The following is a 412-nucleotide window of genomic DNA, read 5'->3' as shown; positions in this document are numbered from 1 at the left end:
CAATGGTGCGGAAGTAATCATTAAAGAAGGTCGACGGCTTGCCGCTGATATAGCCGCGAGCATCAGCCTTGATCTCAGGGAATAGCCTGTCGCTGAACGCCTTCATGCGGGCATGAAATTTCAGGAAGCCCAGTTCGATCAGCCTTGAGTGTACAGGCACCACGCGCATTGAGCCTTCCGTCTTGGTGGACTTCTGCCCGGCGCCTTCCTCCGTTATGTGGAAAATCCATACCCCATGCAGTTGGCGAACGTCGGCAATCATCAACTGGCAAATCTCGCCGAGCCGCGCGCCGGAATAGATCGCGATCAGGGGAATCCAAAAGCGCCAATCCCGGACCTCAATAGTGCCCTTTTGGTGCTCCAGCTTGTCACCTCCGCAACGATGAAAGAGCGGAGAGCGGAAGATCGTCTG

General features: G+C 55.6%; 1 protein-coding gene. It reads right to left on the bottom strand.

Annotation, left to right across the window (positions count from 1 at the left end; translation table 11 throughout):
* On the bottom strand, positions 1–412 hold a 412-nt coding region (locus tag AC5ZGW_RS47255), incomplete at both ends, for a site-specific integrase (RefSeq protein WP_496114287.1).

The sequence above is a fragment of the Bradyrhizobium sp. Crot121 genome, from assembly GCF_059512385.1.
The sequence above is the reverse complement of the archived record's forward strand: the minus strand, read 5'-3'. Positions and strand labels throughout refer to the sequence as shown.